The sequence below is a fragment of the Phnomibacter ginsenosidimutans genome, from assembly GCF_009740285.1.
In the GTDB taxonomy this organism is placed as follows: Bacteria; Bacteroidota; Bacteroidia; order Chitinophagales; family Chitinophagaceae; genus Phnomibacter; species Phnomibacter ginsenosidimutans.
Genome location: NZ_CP046566.1, coordinates 3699654 through 3717883, shown reverse-complemented (window position 1 = coordinate 3717883; position 18230 = coordinate 3699654). Strand labels below are relative to the sequence as shown.

Sequence of the window (18230 nt, the reverse complement as noted above, 5' to 3'; positions counted from 1 at the left end):
GTAATAATGCTATGCCGGGAAAGGTTCTTTGCCATCACATACTTCGATTCACTGAGAAATTGCTATTCGTTGAACCTTTGAAGAGATGGCCTGCCAGCTTGCTGACACAAACCTCTCCATAGGCTGAAACCCTTGTGGCACTAAGCGAAATTTTTTTTTCCGATTACGGGTAATTGTCACGCCGAGGTCATATTTTTGCCCGCCTATCCGCGGATATGTTTCCAACGGCTATTCAATATCAGTGAGTTATGAGTAAAATAAGCAAAGCCAGCCTTCACATTATTACGAGTTTTCTATTCCTGTTTGTAGCCGGCTTTACCCAAGTGCAGGCCCAGGATGGAAAAGCGCTGTTCAATGCCAACTGTGCTTCCTGCCACAAAATCGATAAAGACCTGACTGGTCCGGCTCTCCTGGACGTAGAAAAGCGCTGGCCCAGCAAAGACCTGCTGAAGACCTGGATTAAAAACTGGCCTGACGCGGTGAAAACCGGCGACCCTTATGCTGTGAAAATTAAGGATTGGAGCCCCGCTGCCATGACTTCTTTCAACTCACTGCAGGATGCTGATATCGAAGCTATTCTTACCTATATCCGTGATTGGAAGCCTGCCACTCCGGCTCCTGCAGCTGGTGCAACTGCGGCCGCAAAATCCGAAGGTGACAACAGCCTGCTCTTTGGTGTCATCACCCTGGTGCTGGCACTGATTGGTCTCATTTTGCTGCAGGTAAACAGCAACCTCCGCAAGTTGGCCGACGAAAAAGATGGCCTGCCTGTTGCTGCATCTGTTCCTTTCTACAAAAACAAAACCTACATCGCACTGGTAACCGTGCTGCTCTTTGTAGTAGCGGGTGTGTATATTTCAAAAGGCGCCGTTGGTTTGGGCCGTAGTAAAGACTACCAGCCTGAACAGCCAATTTATTACAGCCACAAAGTACACGCTGGTGTAAACCAAATCAACTGTTTGTACTGCCACGGTGGTGCGCAAGAAGGTAAGCATGCCAACATTCCTTCTGTGAATGTGTGTATGAACTGTCACCTGGCCATCAACGAGTACAAGGGCGAGCCGTTGTACACCGCCGATGGTAAAGAAGTGAATGGTACCAACGAAATCAAGAAACTGTACGAATACGCAGGTTTCACACCAGGTCAGGCTTGGGATCCTTCCAAAGCGAAGCCCATTGAGTGGATCAAAATTCACAACCTGCCCGACCACGTTTATTTCAACCACGCACAGCACGTAAAAGCTGGTCAGGTAGCCTGCCAAACCTGCCACGGCGAAATCCAGAACATGGGTGAAGTGAAGCAGTTTAGCGATCCGAGCATGGGTTGGTGTATCAATTGCCACCGCGAAACCAAGGTTCAGTTCAAAGACAACGGCTTCTACAGCATTTACGAGAAGTTCCATGAAGACATGAAGAATGGCAAAATGGACAGCGTAACTGTTGAAATGATTGGTGGTACTGAGTGCCAGAAATGTCACTACTAATTTGAATTAGCACTCAGGCATAACCCTGAAGATGCATCAGTTCAAGTTTTCAATTTTCAAATTCTCACATTAGTATAGTATGAGTAATAAAATCTGGCAAAGTTTCGGAGCCCTAGGCAAAAGCGAAGGCCATCAGGCCAATGTAGCTGATGAATTCAGGGAGGAATTGCCGTTTGAAGCGGATGATAAAGGATTGATGAGTGCCAATGCACCTCGTCGCGACTTCTTGAAATACCTCGGATTTAGCACGGTAGCTGCTACGGTAGCCGCCAGTTGCGAAATGCCGGTGAAAAAAGCCATTCCGTTTGTCAACAAGCCAGACAATGTGATTCCGGGTGTGGCCAATTACTACGCCACTACCTATGTACAAGATGGCGATGTGGTAAGTGTGGTAGCCAAGGTGCGTGATGGCCGTCCTATCAAAATTGAAGGCAACGACCTGAGCCCCATTTTCCAGGGCGGTACCAGTGCCCGTGCACAGGCGTCTGTGCTGGATATGTACGATACCAAGCGCCTGCGTTTTCCTGCTCAAATTAAAGAAGGCAAGCTCGTAGAAGTATCTACGTTCGATGCATTTGATAAAATGATTGCCGATGAAATGGCGAAGTTGAACGGTGCTCCTGTAGTGCTGTTGACTTCTACCATTACTTCTCCTTCTACCAAGCAACTGGTAGGAGAGTTCCTCGCTAAGTTTCCCGGTAGCCGCCACGTAACTTACGATGCCGTAAGCTACAGCGGTATGCTGCTGGCCAACGAAGCGGCTTATGGCAAACGTGCCATTCCTTCATATCACTTCGACAATGCAAAAGTGATTGTAAGCCTCGGCGCCGACTTCCTCGGTACCTGGCTCAGCCCAGTAGAGTTTGCCAAGCAGTACTCTAAAGGCCGCAAAATCGACGAGAAAAATCCTACGCTGAGCAAGCACTATCAGTTCGAAAGCATCATGAGCATGACGGGTGCCAATGCCGACGAACGCTTTACCCACAAGCCTTCTGAAGCAGGTGTGGTTGCTGCTGCCTTGCTGGCTGCTGTAACAGGCGGCGCTGTAAACGTAGCCGATGCCAAGCTGAAAGCCGGTCTGAGCAAAGCTGCTGCCGACCTAAAAGCTGCCGGCGGTGCTGCCCTGGTAGTAAGTGGTAGCAACGACAGCAATGTTCAGCTCATTGTAAATGCAATTAACGAGGCCATTGGTGCCAACGGTAAAACCATCAACTGGGCTGTTACCAGCAACTACCGTCAAGGTGTGGATGCTGACTTTGAAACCCTGCTGGCCGATATGAGTGCTGGTAAAGTAGGTGCCCTGCTGATTGCCGGTGCCAACCCTGCTTATACCTACGCCAAAGCCGATGCCTTCAAAAAGGCGCTGGCTGCCGTAAAACTCACCGTTTCTTTCAACACCCGTTTGGACGAAACCACTGAGCTCTGCAAATACGTAGTGCCCGATCATCACTACCTCGAAAGTTGGGGTGATGCCGAGCCAAAATCTGGTTACTACTCTTTTATTCAACCTACCATTGCCCCGCTGTTTAAAACACGCAACTGGCAAGACAGCCTGTTGAAGTGGAGCGGTAATGCAACTACCGAATACGCCAACTACCTGAAAGCATACTGGATGACCAAGCTGGGCAGCCAGGAAAACTGGGATGCAACACTCCGTGATGGTGTGATTGTACCTGCTGAAGCTGTGGTAGCGGCTGGTTCATTTAATGGTGCTGCTGTTGCCGCTGCCGTAAGTGCTGCCGGTACACCTGCCAAGGCTGGTGCATGGGAAGTAGTACTGTACGAAAAAACAGCCATCGGTTCTGGTGCGCAAGCTACCAACCCATGGTTGCAGGAAATGCCTGACCCCGTAACCAAGGCCACCTGGGATAACTACGCTACCATTTCTGCTGCTGCTGCCAAAGAATTGTTGGGTATCGACCTGACAAAGAATGGCGACGCAGACAGCTACGAAGTAAATCCGAAGAAACCCGTTATTGCCATTAAGGTAAACGGTAAAGAACTGAAGCTGCCGGTAATCATTGTTCCCGGTACGCAGAAAAACACCATCGGTATTGCTGTAGGTTATGGCCGCAGTGAAAAAGTAGGTGTAGCTGTAAAAGGCGCTGGTCAGAATGCTTACCCGCTGGCTACCATTGCCAACGGTGTAGTAACCTACGCTGCTTACGATGCAACAGTAACTGCCACCGATGAATTGTATGAAGTAGCTCAAAACCAAACACACGGTTCTTATGAAGGCCGTATTGAAGTAGTAAAAGAAACTTCACTGGCTACCTTTAAGAAGCACCCCGAAATGTTTAAGGCGCAGCGGGATGCACTGGTAGAAGATTATGCCAGCAAAAGCGGCGACTACCGCAACGAAGCTTCTTTGTATGATCCTCGCCTCAATGATCGTCCTGGGGTACACTGGGGCATGAGCATCGACCTGAACAGCTGTACTGGTTGCGGTTCTTGCGTAGTGGCTTGTAATGCTGAAAACAACATTCCTGTTGTAGGTAAAACAGAAGTACTGCGTGGCCACGATATGCATTGGATGCGTATTGACCGCTACTTTGTAAGCGATGCGGCTAACCCCGATGAAGTGAAGGACGTAGTGTTTATGCCAATGATGTGCCAGCACTGCGACAACGCTCCTTGCGAAAACGTATGTCCTGTAGCTGCTACCAACCACAGCAGCGAAGGTTTGAACCAAATGACTTACAACCGTTGTATTGGTACCCGTTATTGTGCCAACAACTGTCCGTATAAAGTACGCCGTTTCAACTGGGCCGACTACACAGGTGCTGATAGCTTCCCGAACAACCAGGAAGGAATCATCAGCGATGTAACCATGGAAATGAACGACGACCTGTACCGCATGGTGCTGAACCCTGACGTTACTGTTCGTAGCCGTGGTGTAATTGAGAAGTGCTCATTCTGCGTACAGCGCCTGCAGGCTGGTAAGCTGGAAGCGAAAAAGCAGAGCCGTCCCATTAAGGATGGTGAAGTGAAAACTGCTTGTCAGAGTGCTTGCCCAACAAATGCGATTGAATTTGGTGACAGCAACGATAAGCAAAGCGCCGTTCGCAACATGCGTGACCACAGCCCGCTGCGGATGTACTATGCGCTGGAGCAAATTCACGTGTTGCCGAATGTGAACTACATGGCCAAAATCAGAAATACAGATGAAGTGGATGCGGTAGAAATGCCCCACAAACCTGAAGCTGCTGAGGCCGGTGCTGCTCACCATTAATGGGTAAAGCTGACCAGAGAACTGAAAGTACAAGTGAGTGACACAACGCAGCTCCATCAGGGAACTGCAGTTGGTAACTCAAAAGAATAAAAGAACCAAAAAGCATACGGCGAAAGCCAGGTGCTAAAAGCGAAGAGCATATGTCTGTAATTAAGTACGAAAGTGCCGTAAGGGCTCCGTTGGTGGATGGAACGAAAACGTACCACCAGGTAACTGAAGACATCATCAGGCCGATTGAGACCACACCTTCTAAGTTGTGGAAGATTGGTTTTGCCATTTCGGTAGGCTTGCTGTTGTTTGGTGTGTACAGTGTGTACCGCGAAGTAACCTACGGTATTGGCGAATGGAACCTGAACAAAACAATTGGCTGGGGTTGGGACATCACCAACTTCGTGTGGTGGGTAGGTATTGGTCACGCCGGTACGCTCATTTCGGCCATCTTGTTGCTCTTCCGCCAAGGCTGGCGTACAGGTGTAAACCGTGCGGCTGAAGCCATGACCATCTTTGCGGTAATGTGTGCGGGCCAGTTCCCCATCTTCCACATGGGTCGTGTGTGGATGGCCTTCTTCGTACTGCCTTACCCCAACAGCCGCGGCCCGTTGTGGGTAAACTTTACCTCTCCACTGTTGTGGGACGTATTTGCGATCTCTACATACTTCACTGTGTCACTGTTGTTCTGGTACTCAGGTTTGTTGCCTGACCTGGCTACTGTACGTGACCGTGCCAAACTGAAGTGGCGCAAAAAAATGTACGGTATTCTTTCTTTCGGCTGGACCGGTAGCACCAAGCACTGGCAGCGTCATGAAAGCCTCAGCCTTGTGCTGGCTGGTTTGAGTACTCCTCTCGTACTGTCTGTACACACCATTGTATCTTTTGACTTCGCCACCTCTGTTATTCCTGGTTGGCATACCACCATCTTCCCGCCGTACTTCGTGGCCGGTGCCATCTTCTCTGGTTTTGCCATGGTGCAAACCCTGATGCTGATTACCCGCAAAGTGTTGAACCTCCAAGATTACATTACCCTCGAGCACATTGAGGTGATGAACAAGGTTATTGTACTTACTGGTTCTATTGTGGGTGTAGCTTACCTCACCGAACTGTTTATGGCCTGGTACAGCCAGAACCCATACGAAGGATATACTTTCTGGTACAGCCGTGCCAACCTGTTTAGCCCATACGGTTGGAGCTACTGGGGTATGATGGCCTGTAACGTACTGAGCCCACAGATTTTCTGGTTCAAGAAACTCCGTCGCAATATCACTGTAACCTTCTTCATGAGCATCATCGTGAACATTGGTATGTGGTTCGAACGTTTCGTAATTATCGTTACTTCTTTGTATCGTGACTATGTGCCATCTAGCTGGAGCTACTACTATAGCCCCACTCCTTGGGAGATTGGTTTCTACCTCGGTACGTTTGGTTTGTTCTTCACCTGCTTCTTCCTGTTTGCCAAGTGGTTCCCTGTAATTGCGGTGGCAGAAATCAAGTTCATCCTGAAGCGTAGCGGTGAAAACTACAAAGCCGGTGATCAGGCTACATTGGAAAACAAGACGCTGGAAGATTTCCAGCATACCATGGCCCATTAAGAAAATGCGCAATCAGCAGTTTGCAATTTGCAAGCCGTTGGTTGAACCAATAAGAAAACATTAATAACTGTAGGCCTTGCTCACTGCAAACCGCCTACTGCCAACTGAAAGATATGGACGTAAGAAAATTTGTTGTTGGGTTGTTTGATGACGAAAAAGTGCTGTTTCCTGCCGTAAAGCAGGTACGCAAAGCAGGTTTTCGCATTCACGACGTGTACACGCCATTTCCGGTGCATGGTCTCGACAAGGCATTGGGCCTTCGTGAAACCAGCCTGCATACTGCGGGTTTCATTTACGGCATCACAGGTACAACCATTGCATTGAGCTTTATGAGCTGGGTATTTACCAGCGATTGGCCTTTGAACATTGGTGGTAAACCACACCTGCCACTGCCAGCATTTGTTCCGGTTACGTTCGAGTTTACCGTACTCTGTGCAGCTGTCGGTATGGTGTTGACTTTTTGCTACCTGTGCCAGCTGGCGCCGGGTGTAAAAAAGCACCACTTTCACCCACGTGCTACCGACGACAAATTTGTAATGGTGATTGAGTGCACCAGCGAAACCACCGAAGCGGAAGCAACAGCCTTGCTGAATGCTGCAGGTGCTCACGAAGTACATACCCAAATGGCTGAAACCGGCTGGTGGTTTGGTACTTACGACAAAGAGCAAAAACTGTACGAAGAAGCCCCGGTAACAAGCGGCACACTAATTCATCCATTAGCATCAACGAATACTGAATACTTCGAAATGAAAAGAATTTCTATCATACTCACTGCTGCTACTGCCTTGCTGGTAGTGGCTTGTAGCGAAGTGAAACGTAAGCCCGGCAGCATTTACATGCCAGATATGGCCAACAGCCGTGCCTACGAAACTTACGCCGATCACAGCAATTTGAAAGACAAAGGCATTAGCTATAATAACCTGCCTGTAGCAGGCACTGTAGGTCGTGCTGAAAGCTATGTATATCATTTGGCTAAAGATGCGAATGGCGATACCGCCAACTATTTCGCCAGTCGTTTGGTAGAAAATCCGGTCACTTCACTGGATGACAAGCAAATGAAAGAAGCAGAGCGGTTGTACCTCATCAATTGCGGCATTTGCCATGGTGAGAAGCTCGACGGTAATGGCCCATTGTGGAAGGGTGGCGAAGGCCCGTACCCTGCAAAGCCAGCCACTTTGGTAGGCGATGCCAAGTATGAAGCCATGACTGCCGGTACCATGTTTTACAGTGTAACTTATGGTCGTAACCTGATGGGTTCTTACGCATCACAGCTTACACCAAAGCAACGCTGGGACATCATCCACTACATTAAAGTAAAACAAGGAAAAGTAGGCGCAGCAGCACCTGCTACAGCAGCAGTTGCACCAGCCTCCGATAGCAGCAAGGCAACCAAGTAATTCGACAGATCAGTATTCAACTGCCCAAAGTATTAACCGATAATTTTTTTAGAATGGCTTCATATAGTAACCAATTTGTACAACCCGCCGGAATGAAGAAATGGGGCATGGCGCTGACTGCAGTAGGTGCAGTGGCACTGGCAGCAGGCATCGCTTTCCTGGGTTTGAGTAAAGATGAGCATGATAGCACCCGTTTTTGGGCAGTATTGCTGCAAAACAGTGTGTATTGGTTGCTCGTTGTAAATGCGGCAATGTTCTTTTTGTGCGCCACTACCTTGGCTTGGGCCGGTTGGACACAATCTTTCCGCCGTGTAGCTGAAGCTATTTCTGTAGTAGTCATTCCGTTCGGCATTTTGGCTTTCATCGTATTGATGGGGCTGGTGTTTGGTCATCAGCATCATATCTACCACTGGCTGACACCCGAAGGCGACAAAATTCTGGAAGGCAAGAGCGGCTTCCTCAATCCTACTTTCTTCACTATTTGGTCTATCATTACCATTGGTGGCTGGATTTTCCTTGGTTGGAACATGCGTCGCATCAGCCGCGAAGCGGACGATCAACCTTTCACTACTGAAGAAGGCAAGAAGTGGATTTTTAAGAATACCGTTCATGCGGCTTTCTACATTGTATTGTTTGCATTAACTGTAACCTCTTCTATTCCCTGGTTGTGGTTGATGAGCATTGATGCCCACTGGTACAGCACCATGTACAGCTGGTACACTTTTGCCTCCTCATTTGTAGCAGGCATGGCTTTGATTGCGTTGTTTGTGATTTACCTGAAAAATCAGGGTCACCTGCCTTTCACTACCGAAGAGCACCTGCACGATTTGGGTAAGTTCATGTTTGCATTCTCTGTGTTCTGGACATACCTGTGGTTTAGCCAGTACATGCTCATTTGGTATGCCAACATTCCTGAAGAAACTGAATACTTTAAAGCCCGTGTATGGGGCGAATACCGCGGTTTGTTCTACCTCAATCTGGCACTCAACTTTCTCAGCCCACTGTTGGTGCTCATGAAGGCCGGAGCAAAACGCAACTATACCATCGTTTCTTTCATGGCCATCCTGATTATCGTAGGTCACTGGGTTGATTTCTACCTGATGGTAATGCCTAAGCCGCTGGGCGACCACGCTACCATTAGCTGGTTTGAAATTGGCATTGCACTCGGCTACGTAGGTATGATTATCTGGTTTGTTGGCCGTGCTTTGGAAAAAGCCCCACTCGTACCCATGCATCACCCATTCCTGAAAGAAAGTGTGATTCACCACACCTAATTGAGGGAGCCCAGACATATTTTCTGATAGTGGTAGCTTCAACAAATACTTGCTACACTTAAGGGGAATACTATTTTTGGAATCAGACAGCGATTTTTGAATCAATCATAAGCCCATTTTATCATGAACATTTGGTTGTTGTTGTTGGTCGTAACTATGATCTTGCTGGTAATCTTTCAGATTGCCAAGGCAAGTGAATATGTCAGCGTATTGAAAGGAGAGAAGAAGTCACGGGAACAAAGCAACCGTGTAAATGCTTTCTTGATGCTGGTTTTTCTGGTGCTGGGTCTTGTTGGTGCCTATTGGTGCAACGAGAAGCTGGCCGGTCAAACTTTGTTTGCACAGGGTTCTGCATCTGTAGAAGGTGAGCAGATTGACACCATGTTTATGATGACACTTGCCGTTACTGGTGTAGTGTTTGTCATCACTCAGGTATTGCTCTTCTGGTTCAGCTTTAAATACCAGGAAAAAGAAGGCCGCAAAGCATTTTATTTCCCGCACAACAATAAGTTGGAAATGATTTGGACCATCGTACCTGCCATTACTCTTACTGTACTGGTCGTATTTGGTTTGCGCCACTGGTTTAAAATTACCGGCGATGCTCCAAAAGACGCTATGCTGGTGGAAATCACCGGTCAGCAATTTGGCTGGCAGTACCGCTACCCAGGTACCGACGGTGTGTTGGGTAAAAAGAATTACAAATTGATTGATGCCAACGCTAACAACAGCCTCGGTCAGGATTGGTCTGATAAAGCCAACCACGATGATGTGAGCCCCACTGTTATGTATCTGGTAAAAGGCAAGTCTGTAAAGCTGGTGATTAACAGTAAAGACGTGATTCACGACGTTGGTTTGCCTCACTTCCGTTTGAAAATGGATGCCGTGCCTGGTATCCCCACTACGCTGTGGTTTACACCAAAATGGACGACAGAAGAAATGCGTACCAAAACCGGCAATCCCGATTTCGAATACGAGATTGTATGCGATCAGTTGTGCGGCGCCAGTCACTATGCTATGCGTGGTGTAATCAAGGTAGTTTCTCAGGAAGATTTTGATATGGAAATGGCCAAGCTGAAGCCCAACTATTTTGCGGCCAACCCAGACAAAGATCCTTGCTACTCAGGCAGCTCCGGCCCCGGCAGTTGCCGATACAGCCAAGCCTGCAACTGCAGCAGTTGTAGCCACCGCTCCCAAAGCAAAAATTTAAACTATCCTACGGTATCATCCGTTAACACAATAACAGAAGCAACGAATTATGAGCGAATTAGTGTTGAATCCGCATGTAGCCCACGGAGCTCACGAAACGGCCCATCATGATCATCATGAGCAGGGATTTGTGTCGAAGTACATCTTCAGCATGGATCACAAAACCATCTCCAAGCAGTTCCTCATTACGGGTATTGTTTGGGCCATTATTGGCGGTTTGTTTTCTGTGTTTTTCCGCCTCCAACTTGGTTATCCTGAAGCAACCTTCCCTTGGTTGGAAGATTTGCTGGGTCGCTGGGCAGAAGGTGGTCGTATCAAACAAGAATTTTACTACGCATTGGTAACCATGCACGGTACCGTATTGGTATTCTTTGTACTGACTGCTGGTTTGAGTGGTACTTTCTCTAACCTGCTTATTCCGCTGCAAATTGGTGCCCGTGACATGGCGAGCCCAATGCTCAACATGCTGAGCTACTGGTTCTTCTTTTTGGCCAGCGTGGTGATGATTTCTTCTTTGTTCATTCAAACCGGTCCTTTCAGCGGTGGCTGGACTGCTTATCCTCCCCTGAGTGCTGTAGGTGATATGAGCCCTGGTTCTAAGCTGGGCGTTGACCTCTGGATTACAGCCATGGCGCTGTTTGTGGTGTCATCTTTGCTCGGCGGTCTCAACTACATTGCTACCATCCTGAACATGCGTACCAAGGGCATGAGCATGACTCGCCTGCCCTTGACCATTTGGGCGTTCTTCTTTACTGCCGTTCTGGGTGTATTGAGCTTCCCTGTGTTGTTCAGTGGTTTCATCCTCTTGTTGTTCGACCGTAACCTCGGTACCAGCTTCTACCTGAGCGAAATTTATGTACAGGCAACCCAAACTGCTTTGCCAAACGAAGGTGGTTCCGCCATCCTTTACCAGCACCTGTTTTGGTTCCTCGGTCACCCTGAAGTGTATATCATCCTGTTGCCTGCCATGGGTATGGCTTCAGAAATTATGAGTACCAATGCACGTAAACCCATCTTTGGTTACATGGCCATGGTTGGCTCAATGTTTGCCATTGCTATTCTGGCCTTCCTGGTTTGGGCCCACCACATGTTTGTAACGGGTCTCAACCCATTCCTTGGCGCCTTCTTCGTATTGTTGACATTATTGATTGCCGTTCCTTCTGCCATCAAAGTGTTCAACTGGTTGACGACGATTTGGCGTGGTAATATCCGTTTTACTCCGGCCATGCTGTTTGCACTGGGCTTTGTAAGCCTGTTCATCAGCGGTGGTTTAACAGGTATTTTCTTGGGTAACTCAGCACTTGATATTCACCTGCATGATACCTACTTTGTAATTGCCCACTTCCACATTGTGATGGGTGTGGCCAGCTTCTTTGGCATGTTTGCCGGTGTGTACCACTGGTTCCCCAAAATGTTTGGCCGCTACATGAACAACACTTTGGGATATATCCACTTCTGGGGTACTCTGGTTTGTGCGTATGTTATCTTCTGGCCCATGCACTATGAAGGTCTGGCTGGTATGCCCCGCCGCTATTACGATTACAGCCAGTGGCAGTCTTTCAAGCAGTTTGGCGAGTTGAACGAGTTGATTACCATTGCTGCCATCATCAGCTTCCTGCTGCAGTTGGTGTTTGTGTTCAACTTCTTCTACAGCATTTTCAAAGGCCGTAAGTTGTTGGTTCAAAACCCATGGGATTCAAACACTTTGGAATGGACTACACCTATCAACGCCGGACACGGCAACTGGCCTGGTGAAATACCAGAAGTACACCGTTGGGCGTACGATTACGGTAAAGATGGGGTTGACTTTATTCCTCAGGATGTACCAGTAGGTAAAGATGAGTCAGAACATCATTAATCGATATCCGACAAATAATTACAAAAAACGGCCCTGCAACAAGCGGGGCTGTTTTTTTGCCAATACATTTGCGCACCATTTCCCTCCCTATTTTTTCAATCATGGCGGTAGCAGCAAAACTGAAAGACTATTTACAACTGATAAAATTCACCCTGAACATCACGGTGGTTTTTTCCAGTGTCATCAGCTACTTGCTGGTTCCCAATATTGATTTCAATTTGAAAATGGTGCTGCTGCTCACCATTGCCGGCTTGCTGGTGACGGGTAGTGCCAATGCCATCAATCAGATTTACGAAAAAGACTCTGATGCGCTGATGAAGCGAACCGGTAAACGCCCCATTGCAGCCGGACGGATGTCGAAACAGGAAGCTTGGTTTTTTGCCGGGTTATCGGGGGCGGTTGGTGTGTGGCTCATGTGGTATTTCTTTAATATCGAAGCTGCATTGTTGTCGCTTTTGAGTTTGTTCATTTACGGTTTTGTGTACACGCCGCTTAAAAAAGTAAGTGCCATCAGCGTGTTGGTGGGAGCTTTCCCCGGTGCTTTTCCCTGCCTCATAGGCTGGGTAGCAGGCGCCGATGGCTTTACTGCCGGTGGCTGGATTTTATTTTCTATTCAGTTCATTTGGCAGTTTCCCCACTTTTGGGCCATTGCGTGGGTGGCTCACCGCGACTATGATTTGGCTGGCTTCAAACTCCTGCCCAACCAAAACGAACCTACCCGCAAAACTGCTTTGCAAGCCATTGGGTACTCGCTGCTGATGGTGCCATTGGGTTTTTTACCGAACCTCATTGGGCTCACCGGTGTTTACAGCATGTGGTTTGTGTTGGCCGCCAATGTGGGCATGATTATTCAATGCATTCGCCTGTACAAAGACATGACGCCGGCTGCAGCCAGAAGAGTTATGTTTAGCAGCTATGTATACCTGCCCATTGTATTGCTAAGCCTGCTGGCCGATAAATTATAATTTGAAAAATGAGTGTGATGATTGCAGAGAAAAAGAAAATCCATCCGTATAAGTTTACCTTATGGGTGGCCATGGGCAGCATCCTGATGATGTTTGCCGGCTTTACAAGTGCCTACATTGTAAAGCGCAACCAGGCCAACTGGCAAGGCTTCGACCTGCCCGATATTTTTGCTTACAGCACGGTGGTGATTTTGCTGAGCAGTGTAACCATGCAACTGGCCGTACGCAACATTCGCAACCGCAATATGCAGGCTTACCGCCAGCTCCTGCTGGTGACGGCCATCCTCGGCATTGCCTTTGTGGCCATGCAATGGACAGGCTTTACACAACTGCACGAAAGAGGCATCAAACTCATTGGTGCGGGCAGTAATGTATCGGGATCCTTTTTGGCTGCCATAGCAGGCATGCACATGCTGCATGTAGTAGGCGGTGTCGTTGCATTGGCATGGATGCTGCGCAATGCCTTGTTTAGCAAAACCCGTAACTATAGCGCTGTGCCTGCTGAAGTAGCTGCACAATACTGGCACTTTGTAGATCTGTTGTGGATTTACCTGTTCCTTTTCTTGCATTTTGTGAGCTAAAAAGACTTTGTTATTCAATACAAAAGCGGTTGTAGAAAAGGTTTCCGCGGGATGCAAATTTCTTTTGACCATTCTGTGACTTTTCACCTGCAGCCACTTATTTTTGCGACGTTCTAAAAAACGAATCAATCTAATATGTCTACAGCAGCAGTTCCTGCCGGCACCAAATGGTGGAGTGGCGGTAAGAGCCCATTTAACCTGAGCTACGGCAAAATGATGATGTGGTACTTCCTCATGAGTGACGCATTCACATTTGGCGCATTCCTGATTAGTTATGGCACCATTCGTTTTAGTGCCAACTACTGGCCCGATCCGAACCACGTGTTCGATTCGGCTCCATTTATTCATGGTGGTGCTCCCCTGGTGTTTGTAAGTATCATGACCTTCATCCTCATTGTGAGTTCGGTAACCATGGTATTGGCTGTGCACGAAGGACACAACATGAACCGCAAGGGTGTAGAAAAATACATGCTGTGGACCATCATTGGCGGTTTGGCTTTCTTGGGCTGTCAGGCTTGGGAATGGACACACTTGCTGACTGGCGAACACGCTGTATTGGTAAACGGTGAAATCGTAAATATGGCCACCACTGTAAAAGCCAACCCTTGGGGTGCGGCAGTGCCAGGTATGATGCATGATGGACATGCAGTAACTACCGCTGGTCCCGTAGCATTCGGTGGTTTCTTCTTCGGCATCACCGGCTTCCACGGTTTCCACGTTTTGAGTGGGGTGGTTATCAATATTGTCATGTACATCAAAACCCGCCTCGGTCACTTCGATCAGCGTGGTCATTATGAAATGATTGAGAAAGCTGGTTTGTACTGGCACTTTGTAGATCTGGTATGGGTATTTGTATTCTTGTGCTTCTATCTGATCTAACCTGTTTGTTCAACTCTTTTCGCATTTTCAACTTATCAAGCATATGAGTCATTCATCTCCGGCTTCATCTGAAATTTCTTTTGTACAGCACCACGACGATGGCACGTTTAAAAAAACGGTACGGAAAGTAACCATCATTCTTTCTGTGGTTACCATCATCGAACTGTTGTGCGGTCTGGCTATTTTCAAACTGGGTCATGGCAGCCATACAGCTGTTTTGATGATCAAAGGTTTGGTTACCATCCTGTCTTTGGCCAAAGCCTTTTACATCACTTCTTACTTCATGCACCTGGGCGATGAAATCCGCAATTTCATCATGACCATTGTAGTGCCTCTGGCTTTGTTTATCTGGTTCATCGCTGCCTTCCTGATTGATGGCAATAGCTGGAAAAACCTCAAAAACACCGATGCCGGCTCTCGCCCCGCAGCTACTGAGCAGGTAGAAAAAGCCGTTGCTCCCGGCGACAAAAAATAATCAGCCTTTTAGCCGAACATAAATTGCACCGCCACTGTATTTGATTGCAGTGGCGGTTTGCTTTAACAGGAATCTGCAGGGCTGTAGCCTGTATACAACCACCTTCCTCATTACATTTGCACCCATGAATAAAACAGCGTGGCGGGGATTACTGATAGCCTTATTTGTACCCATTGGCAGTTACTTCATTGTAAAACTATTGGGTGAAGATGCGGTGCAAATGCCGCCCAAATTCTTCCCCGATTCGGTGACGCAAAAAGTAACCGATGGTAAAACCACTTTCGATACCAGCTGGCATCGTATTCCAGATTTCACGTTTACCAACCATCTTGGTCAGGCTCAATCTTTGAGTGAATTGGAAGGCAAGATTGTGGTAGTGAATACCTTCTTTACCCGCTGCCCCAACATTTGCCCCGGTCTTACCCGCAACATCAAAAAGCTGCAGAAGTCGTTTGAAAATCCCAAGCGTAAAAAGTTTGGCGATACTTCGGTAGTGTACTTTTTGTCGCTCAGCATCGACCCCGAAAGAGACAGCGTAGGGGCATTGAAAAAATGGGCCGATCGGTTTTATGTAAACAGCGATAGTTGGAGCCTGATGACCGGCGACAAGCGTACAATCTACAACCTGCTGCTCAACGATTTTAAACTGGCCACACAAGATGGCGAAGGGGTGGACTCCAATTTTATCCATTCCGAAAAAGTAATGCTGCTTGACCGTGACAGGGTGGTACGTGGTTTTTACAACGGACTGGATAGTGTAGAAATGGGCCGCCTTGCCGGCGACATTGGTAAACTGTACCTCGAAAAAGACCGGCGCAAACCATCCATTTTCCGCCAGTACATTCCGTTGATTCCTGTATTGGCGACGATTCCGTTGATCTTATTTATTGTTATGTTCTTCCTCAACAGAAATCGCAAGAAAGAACAATTTTAGCCACACCATTCATTCTTTTGAACCACAAAGTCTCGAAGGCAAAAAGTAACACGAAGGACTATTAACCCATTGCTTGTATTTCCTTAGCATATTCATTCATTCCACTTTTTACTCAATTAACTAAATATATGTTAGGCGCTACGTTTAAAAAAAATGACAAACAAGCACGCCTGCTGATTGGGGTGTTTTCCTTTGTGGTATTTGCAGCCGTTGTGTTGTTGTCCCGCATCAAAGTGGAAGTAGACCTCGGTTTTGATGTGCACATTTTTGCACAAATCAATGCGGTCATCAACAGCCTGATTGCATTGTTGTTGGTAGCGGCATTGGTAGTAGTAAAGCAGGGTAAATATGCGCTGCATAAAAAACTGATGATGGGTGCACTCGTATTGAGTGTGCTGTTTTTGGTAAGCTACATTGCACACCATTTACTAGCCGGCGACACCCGCTATGGCGACGCTAATTTGGATGGCACTGTAGATGCTGCCGAAATAGCTGCTGTGGGCAGTATGCGCTATGTGTACCTCATCATTTTGCTGACGCATATTTTTCTGGCGGCTATCATTCTGCCCTTCATTTTATTTACGGCATACCGTGGTCTTACGGCTGAGTATCCGGCACATAAAAAGCTGGCCAAAATTACCTGGCCCCTGTGGTTGTATGTGGCCATTACAGGCCCGGTGGTGTACCTCATGATTAGTCCGTATTACACTGCATAAATAAAAGCCCGCTACATGGTTTGTAGCGGGCTTTTTTATGGTTGTAAAAAAACGTATTGCTTTTATTCTTCTTCAATCTTTTCATCCACCGCATTGGCCACCATGCGTTGGCTCATGCGGCGCATAGGATTGCTGCGCAAATCGGCAAACTGACCGCGGCTCACCAGTATATCAATGGCTTTGAAAACGGCCGCTAAGAAGCTGGTATGATCTGCCACGCCTTTGCCGGCAATATCGAAAGCGGTGCCATGGTCGGGGCTGGTGCGTACTGCGGGCAAGCCTGCGGTGTAGTTAACACCCTCGCCCAGTGATAAGCTTTTGAAAGGAATCAATCCCTGATCGTGGTACATAGCCAAAATGGCATCAAAACGTTCGTGGTGACCCCTTGCAAAAAAACCATCAGATGAGTAGGGGCCAAATACCATCATGCCTTTTTGTTTGGCATCTTTAATAGCAGGCTTGATGATTTCTTCTTCCTCTTTGCCTACCAGGCCATCATCGCCGGCATGCGGGTTGAGGCCGAGCACTGCAATTTTAGGTTTATCAATGCCAAAGTCTTTTTGCAGTGATGGCACCAGCACCTGCAGCTTTTTGAAAATATTTTCACGGGTTACTTGCTGCGCAGCATCTTTCAAGGGCACGTGTTCACTCAGCAGCGCCACCTTCATGTTTTCTGCAACCATCAGCATCACTACTTCCTGCACACCAAATGCTTCTTTCAAAAACGGCGTATGGCCGGTGTGCTGAAAGTTGTCGCTCTGGATATTGTTTTTGTGAATAGGAGCCGTTACCAATGCATGAATGTGGCCAGCCTTCAAAGCTTCTGTGGCAGCCACCAAACTCAACCGGCCGTACATGCCCCCGGTTTCATTCAGCTGGCCGGGCGTTATGAGCACTTCCTCTTCCCAGCAGTTGAAAATGTTGACCATTTTCGGGTTGAGCTTGCTGAATTCGCGGAGACTCTGGTACTGAAAATTATTATCGGGCAATGACTTGCGGTAGAAGTTTACGGTTTTATTGCTGGCAAATACCACAGGAGTGCACATTTCCAGCAAACGGTTGTCAGCCAACGATTTCAGGATGATCTCAAGACCAATGCCATTGAGGTCGCCACAGCTGAATCCAATGATGGGTTTTTGAATGTCGGTCATGGCGGTAAAGTTAATGTATGTTGGTTTTAGGCAATAAAGGAATAAGCAAAAGGCAAAAATGAAATGTATTGTCAGTACTAACTCCCTTTTGGAGGCTTACCTTGCTGTATCGTTGAATCAATCATTTTACTGAGTAATCGAAAGATTTGGTCATTGTACTTTAGACATTCTTCTAATTGTAATGGCTGAACATAGCTAAGCCTAAGGATGATTTCGAAACAATTATCTACTTCAACACAGGATGAACGGGCGATTTCATAAAATCGTTTTCGCTCATAGGCAGAAGACCTTGCAGCTCCTTCAGCAATGTTATTTGATACGGACAGAGCAGCTCTTTTCAACTGACCGACTAAAACATTTCTTTCTTGTGCTGGCAATGAATGACAAAGTAACTGCACCTGGTACACAAGCTCAATGGCATATTGCCATGCTTTCATTTTTTTATGGTTGAGCTCAAGCATTTTTTCCATCAAGTTCTTCCAATCTTATTGT

15 protein-coding genes are annotated in these 18230 nt (G+C 47.4%); 13 read left to right on the top strand and 2 right to left on the bottom strand.

Annotated elements, in window-relative coordinates:
- Nucleotides 1-248 precede the first annotated feature (248 nt).
- The 13 genes from GLV81_RS16090 to GLV81_RS16025 all read left to right on the top strand — a co-directional run bounded on the left by GLV81_RS16090 (nucleotide 249) and on the right by GLV81_RS16025 (nucleotide 16587).
- The gene (locus GLV81_RS16090) at nucleotides 249-1484 is read left to right on the top strand and encodes a c-type cytochrome (RefSeq protein ID WP_157479776.1); all 1236 of its coding nucleotides are present in this window, start codon (nucleotides 249-251) and stop codon (nucleotides 1482-1484) included.
- Between the two features lie 79 nt (nucleotides 1485-1563).
- The gene (locus tag GLV81_RS16085) at nucleotides 1564-4716 is read left to right on the top strand and encodes a TAT-variant-translocated molybdopterin oxidoreductase (RefSeq protein WP_157479775.1); all 3153 of its coding nucleotides are present in this window, start codon (nucleotides 1564-1566) and stop codon (nucleotides 4714-4716) included.
- A gap of 140 nt (nucleotides 4717-4856) precedes the next feature.
- A complete protein-coding gene (gene nrfD, locus GLV81_RS16080; protein ID WP_157479774.1) occupies nucleotides 4857-6302 on the top strand; it encodes an NrfD/PsrC family molybdoenzyme membrane anchor subunit in 1446 nt (481 codons plus the stop codon).
- A 113-nt stretch (nucleotides 6303-6415) separates the two neighbouring features.
- The gene (locus tag GLV81_RS20710; RefSeq protein WP_246186076.1) at nucleotides 6416-7699 is read left to right on the top strand and encodes a quinol:electron acceptor oxidoreductase subunit ActD; all 1284 of its coding nucleotides are present in this window, start codon (nucleotides 6416-6418) and stop codon (nucleotides 7697-7699) included.
- A gap of 92 nt (nucleotides 7700-7791) precedes the next feature.
- The gene (locus GLV81_RS16065) at nucleotides 7792-8973 is read left to right on the top strand and encodes a quinol:cytochrome C oxidoreductase (protein WP_246186075.1); all 1182 of its coding nucleotides are present in this window, start codon (nucleotides 7792-7794) and stop codon (nucleotides 8971-8973) included.
- 123 nt (nucleotides 8974-9096) lie between these two features.
- Nucleotides 9097-10290, top strand: a complete 1194-nt coding sequence (locus GLV81_RS16060; RefSeq protein ID WP_246186074.1) for a cytochrome c oxidase subunit II — start codon at nucleotides 9097-9099, stop codon at nucleotides 10288-10290.
- The gene (locus GLV81_RS16055; protein ID WP_157479772.1) at nucleotides 10229-12037 is read left to right on the top strand and encodes a cytochrome c oxidase subunit I; all 1809 of its coding nucleotides are present in this window, start codon (nucleotides 10229-10231) and stop codon (nucleotides 12035-12037) included. Before GLV81_RS16060 ends, GLV81_RS16055 begins: the two co-directional genes overlap by 62 nt.
- Before the next feature lie 101 nt (nucleotides 12038-12138).
- On the top strand, nucleotides 12139-13002 hold the full coding sequence (gene cyoE / locus GLV81_RS16050; RefSeq protein WP_157479771.1) for a heme o synthase: 864 nt from the start codon (nucleotides 12139-12141) through the stop codon (nucleotides 13000-13002).
- Between the two features lie 17 nt (nucleotides 13003-13019).
- Nucleotides 13020-13583 (top strand): cytochrome c oxidase subunit 3, encoded by a 564-nt coding sequence (locus GLV81_RS16045; protein ID WP_246186073.1) that lies wholly within the window; start codon nucleotides 13020-13022, stop codon nucleotides 13581-13583.
- Nucleotides 13584-13718: 135 nt separating this feature from the next.
- Entirely contained in the window at nucleotides 13719-14462 is a 744-nt protein-coding gene (locus GLV81_RS16040; RefSeq protein ID WP_157479770.1) for a cytochrome c oxidase subunit 3, read from the top strand.
- 43 nt (nucleotides 14463-14505) lie between these two features.
- A complete protein-coding gene (locus tag GLV81_RS16035) occupies nucleotides 14506-14937 on the top strand; it encodes a cytochrome C oxidase subunit IV family protein (RefSeq protein WP_157479769.1) in 432 nt (143 codons plus the stop codon).
- 124 nt (nucleotides 14938-15061) lie between these two features.
- Nucleotides 15062-15871: an SCO family protein gene (locus GLV81_RS16030; protein WP_157479768.1), complete on the top strand. Its 810-nt coding sequence runs from the start codon at nucleotides 15062-15064 to the stop codon at nucleotides 15869-15871.
- 128 nt (nucleotides 15872-15999) lie between these two features.
- A complete protein-coding gene (locus tag GLV81_RS16025; RefSeq protein WP_157479767.1) occupies nucleotides 16000-16587 on the top strand; it encodes a DUF420 domain-containing protein in 588 nt (195 codons plus the stop codon).
- Between the two features lie 62 nt (nucleotides 16588-16649).
- Here the strand turns inward: GLV81_RS16025 and pdxA are convergent, their stop codons facing one another.
- Together pdxA and GLV81_RS16015 are read right to left on the bottom strand one after the other, a co-directional pair.
- Entirely contained in the window at nucleotides 16650-17738 is a 1089-nt protein-coding gene (pdxA, locus tag GLV81_RS16020) for a 4-hydroxythreonine-4-phosphate dehydrogenase PdxA (RefSeq protein WP_157479766.1), read from the bottom strand.
- A gap of 77 nt (nucleotides 17739-17815) precedes the next feature.
- Entirely contained in the window at nucleotides 17816-18208 is a 393-nt protein-coding gene (locus GLV81_RS16015; RefSeq protein WP_246186391.1) for a four helix bundle protein, read from the bottom strand.
- Nucleotides 18209-18230: the final 22 nt, after the last annotated feature.